Origin of the sequence: Demequina sediminis (assembly GCF_039545075.1) — a bacterium.
Classification (GTDB): domain Bacteria; phylum Actinomycetota; class Actinomycetes; order Actinomycetales; family Demequinaceae; genus Demequina; species Demequina sediminis.
This window is the reverse complement of the sequence record NZ_BAABRR010000013.1, coordinates 48,165-65,152: the sequence shown is the minus strand read 5'-3', so window position 1 is coordinate 65,152 and position 16,988 is coordinate 48,165. Positions and strand designations below refer to the sequence as shown.

The following is a 16,988-nucleotide window of genomic DNA, read 5'->3' as shown; positions in this document are numbered from 1 at the left end:
TCCCCCCATGGATCTCGCACTCGTCTGGTTCATCCTCATCGCGGTCCTGTGGACCGGCTACCTGGTCCTCGAGGGCTTCGACTTCGGCGTCGGCATGCTCATGCCGATCGTCGGCAAGACCAACCGCGGCCGCCGCGTCGCGCTCAACACGATCGGCCCCGTGTGGGACGGCAACGAGGTCTGGCTCCTCACCGCGGGCGGCGCGACCTTCGCGGCGTTCCCCGAGTGGTACGCGACCCTGTTCTCGGGCTTCTACCTGCCGCTTCTACTCATCCTGCTCGCGCTGATCGTGCGCGCCGTGGCGATCGAGTACCGCGGCAAGATCAACGACGAGTCCTGGCGCAACCGCTGGGACTGGGTCATCATCATCTCCGCGTGGGTGCCGTCGATCCTGTGGGGCGTCGCGTTCGCGAACCTCGTGCGCGGCGTGCCTCTCGACGCCGACCACCAGTTCATCGGGAACTTCTTCACGCTGCTCAACCCGTTTGCCCTGCTGGGCGGCGTGGTGACGCTAGTGCTGTTCCTCTCGCACGGCGCGATCTTCCTGTCGCTCAAGACGGGCGGGGTGATCCGCGAGCGGTCCGAGGCCGTCGCTCGACGCATGTCGCTCGCGGCGATCGTGGTCGCCGGCGTGTGGGCCGTGTGGGCGCAGCTCGCCTACTCGCGCAACACGTGGACCTGGGCGGCCGTGGCGCTCGCCGCCGTCGCGCTGGTCGCGGCCTGGGGATCCACGCTCAAGGGTCGCTTCGGGTGGGCGTTCACCGCGAACGCCGTCGCGATCGTCGGCGCCGTCGTGCTGATCTTCGGCGCGATGTACCCCAACGTCATGCCCGCGTCCAACGACGTCGCGAACTCGCTCACGATCGACAACGCGTCGTCGACGGACTACACGCTCATGGTGATGACGTGGGTCGCGGTGATCCTCACGCCCATCGTGCTCGCTTACCAGGCGTGGAGCTACTGGGTCTTCCGCCGTCGCCTGTCCGAGCACGACATCCCGGAGCACAACGAGCTCACCTTCGCGGCGAAGTCAGAGACCTCCGCCTAGATGCGTCCGCTCGATCCACGGCTCGTCCGTCGGATCGGCCCGGCCCGCCGTCACATCATCGTGACGGCGGGTTTGGGCTTTCTGACGGCCCTCCTCATCCTCGTCCAGGCGCTGCTCATCGCGCGCCTGCTCGCCCCCGTGCTCTCCCCCACCCCGCTCACCGACGACGGGCTGCGGTGGTGGGGCGGAGTTGTCCCCGAGTCCGCGCGCACCCTCGCGACCGGGCTGACGGCGCTGGCCGTGATCGTCGCGTTGCGCACGGCCCTCACGTGGCTCCAGGAGCGGCTCGCCCACCGTGCGGGCGTCCAGGTCGTGTCGCAGCTGCGCGAGATGGTGGTCGCCCACGTCGCCACGCTGGGCCCGCGCTGGGCGGCGGGCGGACGCACCGCCGACATCGCGACGCTCGTCACGCGCGGCCTCGACGATCTGCTGCCGTACTTCGTGCGCTACCTGCCGCAGCTCGCGCTCGCCGTCACCGTCACGCCGGTGATGATGGTCGTGGTCCTCGGCCTCGACTGGCTGTCCGCCGTCATCGTCATCGCGACCCTGCCGCTCGTGCCGGTCTTCATGGTGCTCGTGGGGCTGCTCACCCAGGAGAGGTCGGCGCGCCACCTCGAGGCGATGCAGCGGCTCGGCACGCGCACGCTCGACCTCATCGAGGGACTGCCGACGCTCAAGGCGCTCGGCCGCGAGCGCGGTCCCGCGGCGCGCGTGAGGGAACTGGGCGACGCGCAGCGCCGCGCGACGATGGGCTCGCTGCGGATCGCTTTCCTGTCCGGCATGGTGCTCGAGCTGCTCACCACGCTCGCCGTGGCGATCGTCGCCGTCACCATGGGCTTCCGCCTCATCGCCGGCGACATCGGCATCGAGACCGCGCTGGCGGTGCTGGTGCTCGCCCCGGAGGTCTACCTGCCCGTGCGCAACGTCGGCACCCACTTCCACGCCTCGGCGGACGGGCTCGCCGCCGCCGACGCCGCGTTCACGCTGCTCGACGAGTCCGACCCGACCCACGTCCGCGCGTCCCTGGGCGAGGCGCCGGACCCCCGCGGGCGAGAGCTGCGCGTCGACGGCCTGTCCGTCGCGACCCCCGACGGGGCGCGGCTGGCGCCCGCCGCGCTGTCCTTCACCGCCGCCCCGGGCGCGATCACCGTCCTGCGCGGCCCCAACGGCGAGGGCAAGTCCACCGCGCTCCTCGCCCTCACGGGACTGCTCGCGCCCGACGAGGGCACGGTCGCCGTGGGCGACACCCCCGTCCTGAGGGACGATGCCGCGGTCGCGTTGGACGGTTGGCTCGCCCACGTGGCGTGGGTGCCCCAGCGACCCGATCTGGGCCCCGCGGGGCGCACGCTGTCGCTCGGGCAGCGTCAGCGCCGCGCGCTCTCCCGCGCCTTCGACTCGGGTCGAGCGATCGTGCTGCTCGACGAGCCCACGTCTCACCTCGACCGCGAGTCTCGGGCCGAGGTCATCGCGGCGATCCGCTCGCTCGCCGACTCCGGCGCCACCGTCGTGGTCGCGACCCACGAACCCGAGGTGGTGGCCGCCGCGGATGCCATGGTGGAGGTCACGGGGGCGCTGACGTCGACCGTCGAGCCCGCGAACACCGGGGAGGACGCGTCATGAGCGCGGGAGACGTGCGCGTCGACTGGCGCGCGCTGCGCGAGGCCGTGCGTGACACGGGCCTGCGCGCGTGGCCGCTCACGCGCGCGGTGCTCGCGGGAACCGTCGCGCTCGGCTCGGCGGTCGGCCTGTCCGCGGTCGCGGCGTGGCTCATCGCCAAGGCCGCCCAGATGCCCTCCCCCGCCGATGTCGCGCTGGCCGCGACCATCGTGCGCACCTTCGGCGTCTCGCGCGGGCTCTTCCGCTATCTCGAGCGCCTCGCCTCTCACGACGCCGCGCTGCGCGGCGTGGTGACGCTGCGCGAACGCGTCTACGACCGCCTCGCAGGCTCGGGGGCGCGCACCGTCATGGGCCTGCGCCGCGGCGACATCGTCGCGCGCATGGGCGGCGACCTCGACGCCGTGGGCGACGTGGTCGTACGCGCGCTGATTCCGCTCGGCGTCGCGGTGACGGTGTCCGCGATCTCGATCGCGATCGTCGCCGTGCTGCTGCCCCTCGCCGGGGTCGTGCTCGCGGCGTGCCTGCTCGCCGCCGGGCTGGTCCCCGCAGTGCTGACCCTGCGCTCCGCACGTATCGCGGCCGTCGAGGGCACTAAGGCGCGGGCCGAGGTCACCGCGGCCGCGCTGTCCGCGATGGACGGCGCGACCGAGCACCGCGTGTGGGGCACCTCCTCCGCCGCCGCACGGGCCTTGCGCGACGCGGACGCCGATGCCGAGCACGCCCATGAGCTCGCCGCGCGGCCCGCGGCGTGGGCCGTCGGGGCGCAGTCGCTGTTCTCCGGGATCGCCCTCGTGGCGCTCGTGGGACTCGGCGTGCTCGCGGTGCGGGCGGGCGACCTCGAGGGCCCGCTCGCGGCGATCGTCGCGCTGCTGCCCCTCGCGGCCTTCGAGGCGGTGGGCGCGGTGCCGACCGCGGTGATGCAGCTCTTCCGCTCCGCGACGGCCGCGCACCGCCTGCGCTCCCTCACCCCTGCCGAGGGCGAGGCGACCGCGGACGCCACCCCGGCATCGTCCCCCTCCACCTCCCCCGCCACGCTGGAACTGCGCGACCTGCGGGCCGCCTGGCCCGGCATGACGCCCACCCGGCCCGTGACGGCGACCGTTCCGCCGGGAGGCGTGCTCGCGATCGTGGGCCGCTCCGGGATCGGCAAGACCACGCTGCTCACCACGATCGCCGGCGCGCTCGAGCCCGCAGGCGGCGCGGCGCTGCTGGGCGGAGCCGTCGTGACGCCTGCGCACACGGGGCACGCGATCGCCATGACCGCGGAGGACGCGCACGTGTTCGGCACCACGGTGCTCGAGAACCTGCGCGTCGCGCGCGGATCGGTCACGGAGGACGAGGCGTGGGACGTGCTCGAGCTCGTCGGGCTCGCGCCGTGGGTGCGGTCGCTTCCCGCCGGCCTCGACACGGAGCTGGGCGCGGACGGACGGTCCGTCTCGGGCGGTGAGCGGCGCCGGCTGCTGCTGGCCCGCACGGCGCTCGCCCCCGCGCCGGTGCTGCTGGTCGACGAGCCCGCGGAGCACCTCGACGCGGCGGGCGCTCTCGCGCTGCGCGCGCTGGTGTCACGGGTGCGCGGGGAAGGCCGTACGGTAGTCCTCGTCACTCACGACCTCGCGCTGCTCGACATCGCTGACCAGGTGGTGAGCCTCGATGGCTGAACCCAAACCCCGGAGGGAGCCGCCCGTGTCGGACGCGCTCACGGACGCGATCGTCTCGCTCAACACCCAGCTCGACCTGGGCCACACGCTCGACATGTTCCTCGAGGCGTCAATCACGCACACGGGGGCGAAGTTCGCCGCGATCAACGTGCTCGACAACGACGGCATCAGCGTCGACTTCCACTACAAGGGCATGGCTACCGGCGTGTGGGACAAGATCGGCCGCGCGCCCAACGCCGTGGGCGTGCTCGGCAAGATCCCGGACGAGGGCACCCTGGTGCTCGCCGACCTCACGCAGCACCCCGCATTCCGCGGGCTGCCCAAGGGGCACCCGCCCATGGGATCGTTCCTCGGCACGGCGCTGAAGGTGCGCGGCACCGTGTTCGGCTACCTCTACCTCGCGAGCAAGGACGGCGAGTTCACCGAGCGTGACGAGGCGGTGGTCGAGGCGCTCGCCGCCGCGGCCTCCGTCGCGATCGACAACGCCCAGCTCTACGAGAAGGCGCTCGAGCGCGAGCGGTGGCTCAGCGCGTCGCAGGACATCACCACCGCCCTGCTCGCGGACCCGGGGGACGAGGAGGCCTTCGAGCGCATCGTGTCCTCCGCCAAGGAGCTCGCGGGCGCGGTCAACGCCGCGCTCGTGCTGCCGGGCGTGGACGGCTCGTGGACGATGGAGATCACGTCGGGACCACGGGGCCAGGAGCTCCTGGGGCTGGTGCTTCCCGAGGAGGGCAGCGCGATCGCCTCGATCCGCAGCGGCACCGGAGTGATCGCGGCGGAGCCGCCTGGGACGATCGTGCTCGACGTGGTGCAGGCCTTCGGCCCGACCCTGTACGCGCCGCTGCACGCGGAGCACCGCACGGTGGGACTGCTCATGCTGTGGCGCGACCGCGGCATGTCGACGTTCACTCCCGACGACCTCGCGATCGCTCAGCGCTTCGCGAACCAGGCCGCCATGGCCTACTCCCTTGCGGAGCTCGCGCACGTCAAGAACATGACGACGGTGCTCGAGGACCGTCAGCGGCTCGCCGACGACCTCCACGACTTCGTGTCCCAGGAGCTCTTCGCGACCGCGATGCAGATCGAGTCGATCGCCGAGGATGTCGACATCCACCTGCGCGAGAGGATGCTGCGCACGCTCGAGCACGTCAAGCGCGCGCAGCGCGAGGTGCGCGGCGTCATGAGCTCTCTCGCGGGTCAGCGCACGTCCGAGCCGCTGTCGGAGCGCATCCGCCGCGAGATTGTCATGGCGACCGACTCGATGGGCTTCGCCCCGCGCGTCCAGGTCGACTGGGCCGAGGTCTCGCACGCGATCGCGGGCGACCCGTCGCTGTCCGACGACGTCGTGGCGGTCGTGCGCGAGATGCTGTCGAACGTGGCGCGTCACTCCAAGGCGACCGCGGTCAACATGGCGATTCGCGGCTCGGGCGGCCGCATCGTGGTGTCGGTGGCCGACGACGGAATCGGCCCCGCCGGCGCGACGAGCCGCCACTCCGGCACGTCCAACCTCGCCAACCGCGCGCTGCGTCGCAACGGCACGTTCACGCTCGCGCCCTTCCGGCCGGGAGCGCACCGTCCCGGCACGGTCGCCGAGTGGAACGTCGAGGCGGCGGGCTAACCCCGGAACGACTGCGCGCGCCTGGCGGTCGCCCACGCGACCACCTGGGTGCGACGCTGAAGCCCCATCTTCGCCAGCACGCTCGTCACGTGGTTCTTCACGGTCTTCTCCGCGATCCCCAGCTTCTCGGCGATCTCGCGGTTCGACAGCCCCGCGCCGACGAGGTCGAGCACGCGGCGCTCCATGGGCGTGAGGCGGGCCACGACGTCGTCCTCGTGGACGGCGATGTGCTGGCCGTGCTCGCGGCCGCTCGCGGCGTCGCGGACGGCCTGCAGGACCTCGGCGGAACCGGCGGTCTTCGCGAGGAACAGGTCGGCACCGGCGTTGCGCGCCGCGGCCTTCGCCTCGTCGTCGTCGTAGCTCGTGAGCACGACGATGTGGGTGTCGGGCAGCTTCGCGCGCACGTGGTGGATGACGTCGAGTCCGGTGCCGTCGGGAAGGCGAAGGTCGGACAGGATCACCTGCGGCCGCACGGCCTCGGCGCGGCGCACCGCCTGCGCGACCGTGGACGCCTCGGCGACGACGGCGATGCCGTCCGCCCGCTCGAGGATGTCGCAGATTCCGCGTCGCACGACCTCGTGGTCGTCGAGCACCAGCACCGTGATGTCAGACATAACGGGAATGGTACTCCGGACCTAGGACCCAGGATTCGCGCGACGCGCGCTCCACCTGCGCTGACACCGCGCACACCAGTGCGTCGACCGGCCGCCGATGCTCGCGCGGGTCAGCGGTGCACCGCACCGCGAGCACGGCTCCCCCGCCCTGCCGTACGCCTCGAGAGCCCGTGAGAAGTAGCCGGACTCGCCGTTGACGTTGACGTAGAGCGCATCAAAACTGGTGCCGCCCTGGTCGAGCGCGTCGCGCATCACGTCCTGAGTGGCCACCAGGAGCGCGCGGGCGGACGATGCCGTGAGGGCGTGCGCGGGACGCTCGGGATGGACGCGGGCGCGCCACAGCGCCTCGTCGGCGTAGATGTTCCCGATCCCGCTCACGACCGTCTGGTCGAGCAGCACCTGCTTGATGCCTCGCGTGCCCCTGCGCAGCGCGCGGCTGGCGGCGGCCAGGTCGAGCGCGGGATCGAGCGCGTCGCGGCCGATGTGCGCGACGGACGCCGGCACGAGCGGCAGCGGGGTGCCCTCGCCCCCGGGGCCTCCATCGGGGGTCGGCACCAGCGGCTCGACGTGGAGGTAGCCGAACGTGCGCTGGTCGAGAAAGTCGAGCGTGAGGTCGGGGTCGCCCAGGCCCAGGCGCGCGCGGCAATGCGGGTGCGGATCGGGCACGCCAGCCACCGCGGCATCGTGCACGCGAAACTGTCCCGACATCCCCAGGTGAGCCGACAGCGCGAGGACCGGGGCATCGTCCCCCGCGCGGGGCGCGACCTCGGCCCACAGGAACTTGCCGCGGCGCGCAAGCCGCGACAGGCGCAGGCCGGTGAGCTCGGCGGCGAACTCCGCGGCGCCGCCCGGCAGCAGGCGCACGCACGAGTCGCGGCGAACCTCGACGGCGTCGATGCGCGCGCCGGTGACGAGCGTGGAGAGGCCGCGACGGACCGTCTCGACCTCGGGGAGTTCGGGCACCGGGGTGTCCTACGCGTCGGACGTGATCGCGGCGTAGGCCTCCGCGGCGGCGTCCTGCTCGGCGTGCTTCTTGGCGGAGCCGGTGCCGGTGCCGCGCGGCTCTCCCGCGATGAGCACCGTCGCGGTGAAGGACCGCGCGTGGTCGGGGCCCTCGCCCACGACCGAGTACACCGGGCTTCCCAGTCCGCGCTCGGCGCAGGCCTCCTGAAGCGACGTCTTCCAGTCGAGGGCGACGCCCGAAAGGGCCGCCGCCTCGAGGCTGGGGCCCACGAGGCGCAGGATCACGTCGCGGGCGACGTCCATGCCGTGGGTGAGGTAGACGGCGCCGAAGATGGCCTCGAGAGCGTCGCACAGGATCGATTCCTTGTCGCGACCGCCGGTGGTGCGCTCCCCCTTGCCCAGGAGGATGCACGGGCCCAACTCGATGTCGCGCGCGACCTTCGCGAGGGAGCGTTGAGACACGCATGCGGCCCGCATCTTTGCGAGCTCGCCCTCGGGCAGGTCGGGGTGCGCGTGGTACAGCTTGTCCGTGACGACGATTCCGAGGACGGAGTCGCCCAGGAACTCGAGGCGCTCGTTGGTGGGCAGGCCACCGGCCTCGTATGCGAACGAACGGTGCGTGAGCGCGAGAATCAGCAGGTCGGGGTCCACGGGGACACCCAACCTGCTGATCAGGGCGTCAGCTGACTGCTGCCCTGGAATACTCATCTGCTCGCGTCACGCCGCAGGGCGTGCGACGCTCAGGCGCCGTGCTCGGTGCGCAGAGCCTCGACGTACTGACGACCGTTGTAGGCGCCGCACGACGGGCACGCGGTGTGCTGGAGCTTCTCAGCCTTGCACTGGGGGCACGCGCTGAGGTTGGCAGCGGTCGTCTTCCACTGCGAGCGACGTGCACGCGTGTTGCTGCGCGACATCTTGCGCTTGGGAACAGCCACGGCTAACTCTCTTTCTCGTCGGTCAAACTTTGCAATGCGGCCCACCTCGGGTCCAGCACCTCGTGCGTGTGGTCGGGATCATCCGCGAGTCGCGCGCCGCATTGGTCGCACAGCCCGGGGCAATCCGGTCCACACAGGGGCGTGAACGGGAGGCTCGTCACCACCGCGTCTCGCACCACGCCCTCCAGTTCCAGGTGTTCACCGTCGAACTGGAAGACGTCCTCCGAGTCTTCGTCCTCGACAGCGGTGCGCGAGTCGGAGTACTCGAACAGTCCCTGGACGGGGGCGGCTACTTCGAGCCGCACCTCGTCGAGGCATCGTCCGCATTCCCCGATCGCCGTCCCACTGACGGTTCCGGAGACCCAGATGCCCTCCTGCACGGATTCGAGGCTCAGCTCGAGCCTCACCTCCGCGCCTTCGGGCACGCCGATCAACTCGGTGCCGAGGACCGCGGGGGCCGGGAACACCTCGGAGACGATTCGCTGCGCCCCTGGGCGCCGCACCATGTCTCGGAGAGAGAAGGTGTACGGCGAGGGTGCAGGGCGTGAAGTGTGAGCCACACGCGCCTCCTGAGTGATCCGGTCCGCGGGGACCTCGGCCCGCGCCTGTTCGGCAGGGCCAGCGCACCACTGTACGCGATGCGGGGTGCTCGGCTCAACCTCGAGCGCTTCTCGGCCCGGCGCTCGTTCCCTGCCCGAGCCCCCGCCCCCTCGAATCCCGCCGCAGGCCCCTCGAATCCCGCCTCAACCCCCTCGAATCCCAGCCTCAACCCCGCAATGGGACACTGACGGTCGCTTCTGCGAAGTCCGTGCCTCCCATGGGACGGTGAATGTCGCTACGCGCGCAGCGGGGGAAACTCAGCCGCGCTCGGCGGCGAGGGCCGCGCGCACGGCGTCAACCACGCCGTCCGGGACGTAGCGCCCAATCGATCCGCCGTGGCGCGCCACGTCCCTCACGAGCGAGGACGCGACGTGACTCAGCGCGTTGTCGCCCGTGATGAAGACCGTCTCGATCCCCGTCAGCGAGCGGTTCATGAGCGCCATGGGGCGCTCGTAGTCGTAGTCGGCGCCGCCGCGCAGCCCCTTGACGATCACGCCCGCGCCGATTCCCTTGCAGAAGTCCACGAGCAGCCCGTCGACCGCGACCACCTCGACCCCCTCGATCGGGGCGACCGCGCGCCGCGCGAGCTCCACGCGGGTGTCGAGGTCGAGCAGGGGGGTCTTGGTCGAGTTGTGTGCGACCGCAATCACCACCCGCGAGAACATCGATCGCGCTCGTGTCGCGATGTCGACGTGACCCCACGTCACGGGGTCAAAGGTGCCAGGAAAGACGGCTGTGGTCATGCCTCGACGCTACCGCCGTGCGCCGTGCCCTCCAACTCGGCGTGAGGTGCGTCACCCCGCGGCTCGGCGTAATGGATCGCGGTCTCGCCATAGGCCTTCGAGGCGGTCTGCGCGAGCGCATCCGGCCAGGGTGCGGACCCCGCGCGTGAGGACCACTCGAGCACCATCACGCCTCCCTGCGCGAGGTGCGGCGCCGCCTCCGCGAGCACCGCCGCGAGCTCGTCGCGTGCGATGTCGTAGGGCGGGTCGAGCAGGATGATGTCGTACGGCGAGCCGTCCCGCGAGAGGAAGGCCCGCACGCGCTCCTTGGCGATCCGCACCGCGTCGCCCGCGCCCAGGTCGCGCGCATTGGCGCGCAGCACCGAGGCCGCGCGAGAGTCGGCCTCGACCAGCGTGGCATGGGCGGCGCCGCGGCTGAGCGCCTCGAGCCCCAGCGCACCCGAGCCGGCGAACAGGTCGAGCACGCGAGCGCCGCGCAGGAAGTCCCCGTGATCGAGGCGGCTGAAGACGGCCTCGCGCACGCGGTCCGTCGTGGGACGGGTGCCGCGCGGCGGCACGGCGAGCCGGCGGCCGCCCCAGCGGCCCGCGATGATCCTCGTCACCGGACCAGCCTACGGGTCACGGCGCGACGCGACGCAGCACCTCCAAGCATGCGCGTGCGTTGTGATACGGGCACTTCCATGGACCCATCTTGACGTCTCCGCCGCCATCAGACCGGGGCGTGTTGCTCGCGTCCAGGCGCGCAAACCACTCTCCCCCCTCGCGATCGATCACGTGGCGCTCGATGTAGTCCCACGCGCGCAGCGCCGCGGCACGGTCCTCGGCCCGGCCCGCCAGCTGGAAGGCGTTGAGCCATCCCACGACGCCCTCGGCCTGCGGCCACCAGTGGCGGTCGAGGTCCGTAGGCCCCGCATGAGTGCCCGCGTACAGCACCGCGCCGTCGGCGGCCACGCCGCGGTGACGCACCGCCTCGGCGAGATCCAGCGCCGCCTCGCGCGTGCGCCACTCGAGATCGGCATCGTCGAGGCCCCACGCCGCGAGCGCCTCCCACGCATCCCACAGCAGCCAGGACCCCTCGATGTCGTGGCCGTACGAGACGCCGTCCGAGCGGCTGTCCCAGCTCTCGTCGAAGTACAGCGCGCAGTGAGGGAAGGGCGCGGCCTGCATCACGCTGTCGAGCACGGTGCGCAGCAGCGTCTCGAGCGACTCAGCGACAGTGGGCGACGAGGACGCACGCAGCAGCTCCGTGAGCGCCTCGAGAACGTGAAGGTTCGTGTTCATCGACTTGGGCACGTCGGGGTCAACCTCCGACAAAGCCATCCGGTCGGTGGGGGTCCAGTCGCGCGCGAGGGCCTCGATGTAGCCGCCGTACTCGCGGTCGCGGGCGCTCGCATCCACTGCCGCGGCGAGCCACAGCGCGCGCTCGAGAGCGGAGTCGTCCCCCGTCACCCGCGCCCAGCACGCGAGCGCGTAGACGGCGAAGGCCTGGGCATAGACCTGCTTGCGGTCGTCCACGACGGCGCCCGACGCGTCGAGCGACCAGTACACGCCACCGTGCTGCACGTCCCACATTGGGCCCGTGAGGACGTCGAGCGCCCGGCGCGCGGTCGAGAGGTGTCGCTCGCGGTGCGTGGGCACGGCCTCCGCGGCCGCCGCGAACGTCCACAGGATCCTCGCCGCGAGCACCGAGTGGCGCGGCAAGTGGTCGAGGTAGTCGAGCCCGCCCGAGACTCCCCCGCGCAGGCTGCCGTCCTCGGCGAAGGCGTGTGCCTCCCAGAACGGCAGGATCCCTCCCGCGAGCTCGCGCTGGGCGAGATCACGCAGGACCGCGAGCTGACGATCGGAGTTGATGACTTCGGGCATGCGCAAAACTGTAAACGCTCACAACCGGGACTCGTGCACGCACTCTCGACTCCTCAACGAGGCGCCTCGGCGGTCGATGGGGAACGCTCACGCTACGTTCCTGTCAGGGCGCGCGGTCCGCACCCACTAACCGCGCTCGAGGTACTTCTCGCGCTCCGGATCGAGCATGTCGGCGATCGCCGCGGCGAGCTCGGGGTGCGTCGCGAGCGTGGGATCGGCCGCCACGAGCGCGACGGCCTCCTCGCGTGCCTGCTCGATCACGGCGGCGTCCTTCACCACGCGCAACAGGCGCAGCGAGTTGCGGCCACCCGACTGCGCCGCGCCCAGCACGTCTCCCTCGCGACGCAGCTCGAGATCACGCTCGGCGAGCACGAACCCGTCGGTGGTCGCGGCGAGAGCGCTCAGGCGCTCGTGCGCGAGCGTGCCCTCCTCGGCATGCGACACGAGCAGGCAGATGCTGGGCTCGCTACCGCGCCCCACGCGACCGCGCAGCTGATGGAGCTGAGAGATCCCGAAGTGCTGAGCGTCCAGGATCACCATCGCCGTGGCCTCGGGCACATCCACGCCCACCTCGATCACCGTGGTCGACACGAGCACGGGTGCCTCGCCCGAGGCGAAGCGGGCCATCGCGGCGTCCTTCTCGTCGGAGGACAGCCGGCCATGCATCACGCCGATCCCGATCCCCGCGAGCGCGGGCGTCTCGCGCAGTGCCGCTGCCACCTCGACCACCGCCGCCAGCGGCGGCCGGGACGGCTGCTCGCCCGCGGCATCGTCCGCCGCCACCTCCGCGTCGAGAGGGGTCTCCTCCTCTGGCTCGGCGTCGTCGCCATCGATGCGCGGGCACACGACGTAGGCACGCCCGCCGCGCTCGACCTCCTCACGCACGCGCGTCCAGATCCGCTCGATCCACGCCGCGTTTCCCGCCGGCACGAGGTGGGTCACGGTGTCCTGGCGGCCGGCGGGGCGGTCGCTCAGCACCGAGGTTTCGAGGTCCCCGAAGACGGTCATCGCCACCGTGCGCGGAATCGGGGTGGCCGTCATGACGAGAGTGTGGGGGACGCGGGTGCCCCGCTCGCGCAGGGCGTCGCGCTGCTCGACGCCAAAGCGGTGCTGCTCGTCGACCACCACGAGGCCGAGGTCGGCGAACTGCACGGTCTCGCTCAGCAGGGCGTGGGTGCCCACCACGATGCCCGCCGCCCCCGAGGCTGCCTCCGCGAGCGCGGCGCGCCTCTCGCGCGATCCCTGTGAGCCGGTGAGGAGCACGATCCGCGTCGCGTCGTCGGCGGCGGTCAGCATGCCGCCGTCCGCGAGCGGACCCATCAGCGCGCGCAGGGACCGCGCGTGCTGCGCCGCGAGCACCTCGGTGGGGGCAAGCAACGCGGCCTGGCCCCCCGCGTCGACCACCTGGAGCATCGCGCGCAGCGCCACGACGGTCTTGCCCGCGCCCACGTCGCCCTGCAGGAGGCGGAGCATCGGCGTCGACCGCGCAAGGTCGGCTGCGAGGGCCTCGCCCACCTCCCGTTGGCCCGCGGTGAGGTCGTACGGCAGCCTCGCGTCGAGGGCCGCGACCAGCCCACCGCTGCGAGGCGGCCGCGGGGTCGCGGCGAGCGCCTCGTGATCGGCGCGCCTGCGCGCGAGCGCCGTCTGCAGGACGAGCGCCTCCTCGAAACGCAATCGGGCGCGCCCACGCCGGTGGTCGCCCACGGCCTCGGGGACGTGCACCAGGCGGAGAGCCTCGAGCAGGGTCGGAAATCCGCGACGCTCGCGCAGGTCGAGCGGCAGGGGGTCGGGAACGTCCGCCTCGGTGAGGGGATCGAGCACCGCGCGCACGGCCCTGCCGATCCTCCAGGTGGGGACCGATGCCGCGGCCGGGTACAGCGGAATAGGCCGGGAAGCCTCCGCCATCGCGGCGTCCTCGTCCGCGGCGTCGACACCGACGATGAGGTAGTCGGGGTGGGTGAGCTGGCGCCGGCCGCGGTAGTCGCCCACGGTGCCGGTGAACAGTCCGCGACGCCCGGGCCGCAGCTTGTCCTCGTGCATGCGCAGCACGCCCGCGCGCTTGGCGAAGAAGGTCAGTTGCAGGGTGTCCGTGCCGTCCGTCACCACCGCCTCGAGCATCGCGCCACCACGAGAGCGCATCTGACGAACGGTCGCGGTGCGCACCTCCGCCATGACGGTGACGTGCTCGCCCGGGGTGAGCTCGGCGAGCCGCGTGAACTCCCCCGGCGCGCCATAGCGGCGCGGGTAATGGCGCAGCAGGTCCCCGACCGTCACCAGCCCCAGCTTCTCCAGCGACCCCGCGGCGCGGGCGCCCAGCACCTTCGCGAGCGGCTCGTCGAGTCGACCGGTCATCGAGGAGTGGCCTCGACACCGATGAGGATGGGCGGCCACTCGTGACCACCCTCGTAGACCGCGACCTCCGCGCCGGGAGCGCGCGCCTCGATCGAGGCGCTCACCGACTGCGCCACCGAGTCGTCGACGCCGCGCGCGAGGATGAGGGTGACGACTTCGGTGCGGGAGTCAACCAGCCGGTCGAGGTCCTCGTCGAGAGCGTCGCCCGTGCTCTCCCCCACCGCGGTGGCGGCGACGGCGGCGGCCATCAGGTCCGCCACCTCCTCGCCGGGGGTGGCGAGCGCCGATGCCGCGACGGCGGCCACCACATGCGCCTCGTGGGCGGCGTCGAGCACCACCAGATGCGGCTTGCCGCGCTTCGCCTCGAGGGCGCGGGCCACCGCAAGCAGGGCGGGGTCGCCCGCGACCACGATCGCCTCCGCTCCCGAGGCGTCGCGCACCGCGCGAGAGAGGTCGCGGCGGTGCAGCGCGCCGGGATCGGGAACCACGAGCACCACGGCGCCGGCGTCAGCCAGCGGCTCGGCGAGCCCCGCGCACGTCGTGAGCGCGACCACTCCGGTCGCGGTGCGGTCGTGGACGATGCTCATCGCGATCGAACGCACCACGATCTGCCGCGCGGTAGCGCCGGCGGCCACCGCGACCGCTCGCGCGGGATGATCCGTGTGGACATGGGCGTGGAGCAGACCCACTCCCGCCGTGACGGTGACGGAGTCGCCCAGCGCGCCGAGCGCGCGAGCGATCGCCGCGCGTCCGGCCTCCTCCTTCTCGACCACGAACATGACCTCGTAGGCCCCGCCGTGCTCGGCGCCATGGCCGGGATGGCCCGGCTGCACCACACGGTGACGCCTGCCCGGAAGCTCCCACGCCACCTCGGGGTGGTCCGCGAGGGCGTCGGGGCCCGCGATCGCCTCGGCGAGCCGCTCGAGCTGGAGCACCAGGGCGGCGGCACCCGCATCGACCACGCCCGCATCGCGCGCGCTCGGAAGCTGCTCCGTGGTGCGCACGAGCGCCTCGCGCGCGCCGTCGACCGCCGCCACGATCACCTCCGCGCGTCCGCCTCGCGCGGCCGAGACGTCGGTCGCGGCGGCGGCCGCCGCCCTCGCGACGGAGAGGATCGTGCCCTCCACCGGCGTGCTCACCGCACCGTAGGCTGCCTCGGCCGCGACTGCGAGCGACTGCGCGATGGCGTGCGCGTCGACGGACTCGATGCCTCCACGCTCGTCCATGACGCGCAAGAGGGCGCTGAGGTACTGGCTCACGATCACGCCGGAGTTGCCGCGCGCTCCCACGAGCACGCCGCGCGCGAACGCGGCGGCGACGTCGCGATGGGTCGCGTCGGCGGGCAGGCGCGCGATTGCGCGGTTGCCCTCCTGCAGCGTGAGATAGACGTTGGTGCCGGTGTCGGAGTCCGCGACGGGGAACACGTTGATCGCGTCGAGGCGGCCGCGGGAACGATGCACCGCGTCGAGTCCGGAGCCCAGCCAGCGGCGCAGGGTGTGCGCTTCGCTCACGGGTCACCTCCGGTCGGGGGCGTGGGGATGCGCCCGCGTACTATCGTGGCACGACACGCCGACACCGGCGGGCCGCGCGCCGCGTCGAGCACCCCACGGGTTTGCCGCCCGGGCTGGTCGTCGGTTACGCTAGTGCGGTTGCCCGATCATCCGGGCCCCCAAGCTTTGCGGGTCGACCCTTCGACCTGCGCCATTAACGAGGAGAACTATCGTGGCTGCCACCTGCGACGTCTGCGCCAAGGGACCGTCCTTCGGTCACAGCATCTCGCACTCCCACCGCCGCACCAAGCGTCGCTGGAACCCCAACATCCAGCGCGTGCGCGCCGTGGTCGCGGGTACCCCCAAGCGCCTCAACGTGTGCACCTCGTGCCTCAAGGCCGGCAAGGTTCAGCGCGCCATCTGATGGATGCGCGCGCCGGCGTGCACCGGCGCGGCTGATCGCCGCCTCTCCCAAAACGGACGTCCCATCGGGGCGTCCGTTTTGCTGTCCGCCGCGGGTCCGGGGTTGACCCGCGGGCTATCCGCCGAAGTGGTCCCAGCCATGGTCGACAGGCGTCTCGCCATCGACCCGCACGCCCGAGAAGGCGTCGGTGGTCTCACCCACCACGGTCCATCCCGCCGGCACGGCCGCCTCGCGGGGGAACACGGCCAGCATGTGGTGGTCCTCTCCCCCGGTGAGGGCCCACGGGCGCGGGTCGACCAGCAACTCGATCGCCGCAAACCGCGCCCCCTCGTGCACGGGGACGTCATCCGACCGCAGCGCGATTCCCACCTCCGAGGCTCGCGCGATGCGACCCGCGTCCCGCACCAGTCCGTCGGAGATGTCCATGAGCGCCGTGGCGCCGTGCAGCGCGGCCTCGAGTCCCGCGCCGATCCGGGGGCGCGGGCGCAGGAACAGGCCGATGCTCTCCTCGTCGATGCGCCTGCCCTCGGTGAGTTGGACGTAGCCCGCCGCGGCCGCCCCGAGCGGCCCGGAGACCGCCACGACCTGGCCGGGCAGGGCATCGGCCCGTGTGATGGGCTGCGTGCCGTGCGTCTCGCCCAGCACGGTGACGGAGATCGCGATCTCCCTCGCGCCGGACAGGTCGCCGCCCACGACGCCCACGCCGTGCGGCTCGCACGCCTCACGCAGTCCGTCGGCGAAGCGCAGCACCCAGTCCGCGTCGAGGGTGGGCGGCGCCGCGAGCGTCACCTGCAGCGCGGTGGGGACCGCGCCCATCGCGTCGATGTCCGCGAGGTTCTGCATCGCCGCGCGCCATCCGACGTCCTCGGGGCTCGACCAGTCGAGCCGGAAGTGCCTGTCCTGGATGAGGACGTCCGAGGAGACCACCAGGTCCCCGTCGATCGCCAGCACCGCGGCATCGTCGCCGGGGCCCAACACCTCCGCGTCGCTCACGGGTAGCCGCGGGACGAATGCCGCGATGAGCGCGTCCTCCCCCATCTCGCCAATGCTCGCCATGCGCACC

General features: G+C 72.5%; 16 protein-coding genes. 5 read left to right on the top strand and 11 right to left on the bottom strand.

Features of this window, described 5'->3' with window-relative positions:
* The first annotated feature begins 7 nt into the window (after window positions 1-7).
* The 4 genes from cydB to ABEA62_RS11270 are packed head-to-tail and all read left to right on the top strand — an operon-like array spanning window position 8 to window position 5,941.
* On the top strand, window positions 8-1,048 hold the full coding sequence (cydB, locus tag ABEA62_RS11285) for a cytochrome d ubiquinol oxidase subunit II (RefSeq protein ID WP_286215513.1): 1,041 nt from the start codon (window positions 8-10) through the stop codon (window positions 1,046-1,048).
* Complete coding sequence (locus ABEA62_RS11280) at window positions 1,049-2,668, top strand: ABC transporter ATP-binding protein/permease (RefSeq protein WP_286215511.1); 1,620 nt, start codon at window positions 1,049-1,051, stop codon at window positions 2,666-2,668.
* Window positions 2,665-4,323 (top strand): thiol reductant ABC exporter subunit CydC, encoded by a 1,659-nt coding sequence (gene cydC, locus ABEA62_RS11275; RefSeq protein ID WP_286215509.1) that lies wholly within the window; start codon window positions 2,665-2,667, stop codon window positions 4,321-4,323. The genes ABEA62_RS11280 and cydC overlap by 4 nt, the downstream gene beginning before the upstream one ends.
* 25 nt (window positions 4,324-4,348) lie before the next feature.
* Window positions 4,349-5,941 (top strand): GAF domain-containing sensor histidine kinase, encoded by a 1,593-nt coding sequence (locus ABEA62_RS11270; RefSeq protein ID WP_286215507.1) that lies wholly within the window; start codon window positions 4,349-4,351, stop codon window positions 5,939-5,941.
* Here the strand turns inward: ABEA62_RS11270 and ABEA62_RS11265 are convergent.
* The 10 genes from ABEA62_RS11265 to ABEA62_RS11220 all read right to left on the bottom strand — a co-directional run bounded on the left by ABEA62_RS11265 (window position 5,938) and on the right by ABEA62_RS11220 (window position 15,522).
* Window positions 5,938-6,555: a response regulator gene (locus ABEA62_RS11265; protein ID WP_286215505.1), complete on the bottom strand. Its 618-nt coding sequence runs from the start codon at window positions 6,553-6,555 to the stop codon at window positions 5,938-5,940. The genes ABEA62_RS11270 and ABEA62_RS11265 overlap by 4 nt on opposite strands.
* A gap of 21 nt (window positions 6,556-6,576) precedes the next feature.
* On the bottom strand, window positions 6,577-7,518 hold the full coding sequence (gene mutM / locus ABEA62_RS11260) for a bifunctional DNA-formamidopyrimidine glycosylase/DNA-(apurinic or apyrimidinic site) lyase (RefSeq protein WP_286215504.1): 942 nt from the start codon (window positions 7,516-7,518) through the stop codon (window positions 6,577-6,579).
* Between the two features lie 9 nt (window positions 7,519-7,527).
* A complete protein-coding gene (gene rnc / locus ABEA62_RS11255; protein ID WP_345380167.1) occupies window positions 7,528-8,226 on the bottom strand; it encodes a ribonuclease III in 699 nt (232 codons plus the stop codon).
* A gap of 32 nt (window positions 8,227-8,258) precedes the next feature.
* Window positions 8,259-8,453: a 50S ribosomal protein L32 gene (gene rpmF, locus ABEA62_RS11250; RefSeq protein WP_286215503.1), complete on the bottom strand. Its 195-nt coding sequence runs from the start codon at window positions 8,451-8,453 to the stop codon at window positions 8,259-8,261.
* Between the two features lie 2 nt (window positions 8,454-8,455).
* Window positions 8,456-8,959 carry a YceD family protein gene (locus tag ABEA62_RS11245; RefSeq protein ID WP_286215502.1) on the bottom strand — a complete coding sequence of 168 codons (504 nt, stop codon included), beginning with the start codon at window positions 8,957-8,959 and terminating at the stop codon, window positions 8,456-8,458.
* Between the two features lie 351 nt (window positions 8,960-9,310).
* Window positions 9,311-9,796: a pantetheine-phosphate adenylyltransferase gene (gene coaD, locus ABEA62_RS11240; RefSeq protein WP_345380164.1), complete on the bottom strand. Its 486-nt coding sequence runs from the start codon at window positions 9,794-9,796 to the stop codon at window positions 9,311-9,313.
* Entirely contained in the window at window positions 9,793-10,398 is a 606-nt protein-coding gene (rsmD, locus tag ABEA62_RS11235) for a 16S rRNA (guanine(966)-N(2))-methyltransferase RsmD (protein WP_286215501.1), read from the bottom strand. Before rsmD ends, coaD begins: the two co-directional genes overlap by 4 nt.
* A 16-nt stretch (window positions 10,399-10,414) precedes the next feature.
* On the bottom strand, window positions 10,415-11,659 hold the full coding sequence (locus ABEA62_RS11230) for an AGE family epimerase/isomerase (RefSeq protein WP_345380160.1): 1,245 nt from the start codon (window positions 11,657-11,659) through the stop codon (window positions 10,415-10,417).
* Between the two features lie 126 nt (window positions 11,660-11,785).
* A complete protein-coding gene (locus tag ABEA62_RS11225; RefSeq protein WP_345380158.1) occupies window positions 11,786-14,011 on the bottom strand; it encodes an ATP-dependent DNA helicase RecG in 2,226 nt (741 codons plus the stop codon).
* Window positions 14,008-15,522 carry a DAK2 domain-containing protein gene (locus ABEA62_RS11220; RefSeq protein WP_345380156.1) on the bottom strand — a complete coding sequence of 505 codons (1,515 nt, stop codon included), beginning with the start codon at window positions 15,520-15,522 and terminating at the stop codon, window positions 14,008-14,010. The genes ABEA62_RS11225 and ABEA62_RS11220 overlap by 4 nt, the downstream gene beginning before the upstream one ends.
* A 211-nt stretch (window positions 15,523-15,733) precedes the next feature.
* Between ABEA62_RS11220 and rpmB the strand changes: the two genes are divergently transcribed.
* A complete protein-coding gene (gene rpmB / locus ABEA62_RS11215) occupies window positions 15,734-15,925 on the top strand; it encodes a 50S ribosomal protein L28 (RefSeq protein WP_042216526.1) in 192 nt (63 codons plus the stop codon).
* A 114-nt stretch (window positions 15,926-16,039) separates the two neighbouring features.
* Here the strand turns inward: rpmB and ABEA62_RS11210 are convergent, their stop codons facing one another.
* Entirely contained in the window at window positions 16,040-16,981 is a 942-nt protein-coding gene (locus ABEA62_RS11210) for a thiamine-phosphate kinase (protein ID WP_345380151.1), read from the bottom strand.
* Window positions 16,982-16,988 lie beyond the last annotated feature (7 nt).

What these genes read in the sequence shown, in the direction of transcription:
- cydB (WP_286215513.1), top strand. Translation starts at nt 8, where the DNA reads ATGGATCTCGCACTCGTCTGGTTCATCCTCATCGCGGTCCTGTGGACC.
- ABEA62_RS11280 (WP_286215511.1), top strand. Translation starts at nt 1,049, where the DNA reads ATGCGTCCGCTCGATCCACGGCTCGTCCGTCGGATCGGCCCGGCCCGC.
- cydC (WP_286215509.1), top strand. Translation starts at nt 2,665, where the DNA reads ATGAGCGCGGGAGACGTGCGCGTCGACTGGCGCGCGCTGCGCGAGGCC.
- ABEA62_RS11265 (WP_286215505.1), bottom strand. Translation starts at nt 6,555, where the DNA reads ATGTCTGACATCACGGTGCTGGTGCTCGACGACCACGAGGTCGTGCGA.
- rnc (WP_345380167.1), bottom strand. Translation starts at nt 8,226, where the DNA reads ATGAGTATTCCAGGGCAGCAGTCAGCTGACGCCCTGATCAGCAGGTTG.
- ABEA62_RS11245 (WP_286215502.1), bottom strand. Translation starts at nt 8,959, where the DNA reads ATGGTGCGGCGCCCAGGGGCGCAGCGAATCGTCTCCGAGGTGTTCCCG.
- coaD (WP_345380164.1), bottom strand. Translation starts at nt 9,796, where the DNA reads ATGACCACAGCCGTCTTTCCTGGCACCTTTGACCCCGTGACGTGGGGT.
- ABEA62_RS11230 (WP_345380160.1), bottom strand. Translation starts at nt 11,659, where the DNA reads ATGCCCGAAGTCATCAACTCCGATCGTCAGCTCGCGGTCCTGCGTGAT.
- ABEA62_RS11225 (WP_345380158.1), bottom strand. Translation starts at nt 14,011, where the DNA reads ATGACCGGTCGACTCGACGAGCCGCTCGCGAAGGTGCTGGGCGCCCGC.
- ABEA62_RS11210 (WP_345380151.1), bottom strand. Translation starts at nt 16,981, where the DNA reads ATGGCGAGCATTGGCGAGATGGGGGAGGACGCGCTCATCGCGGCATTC.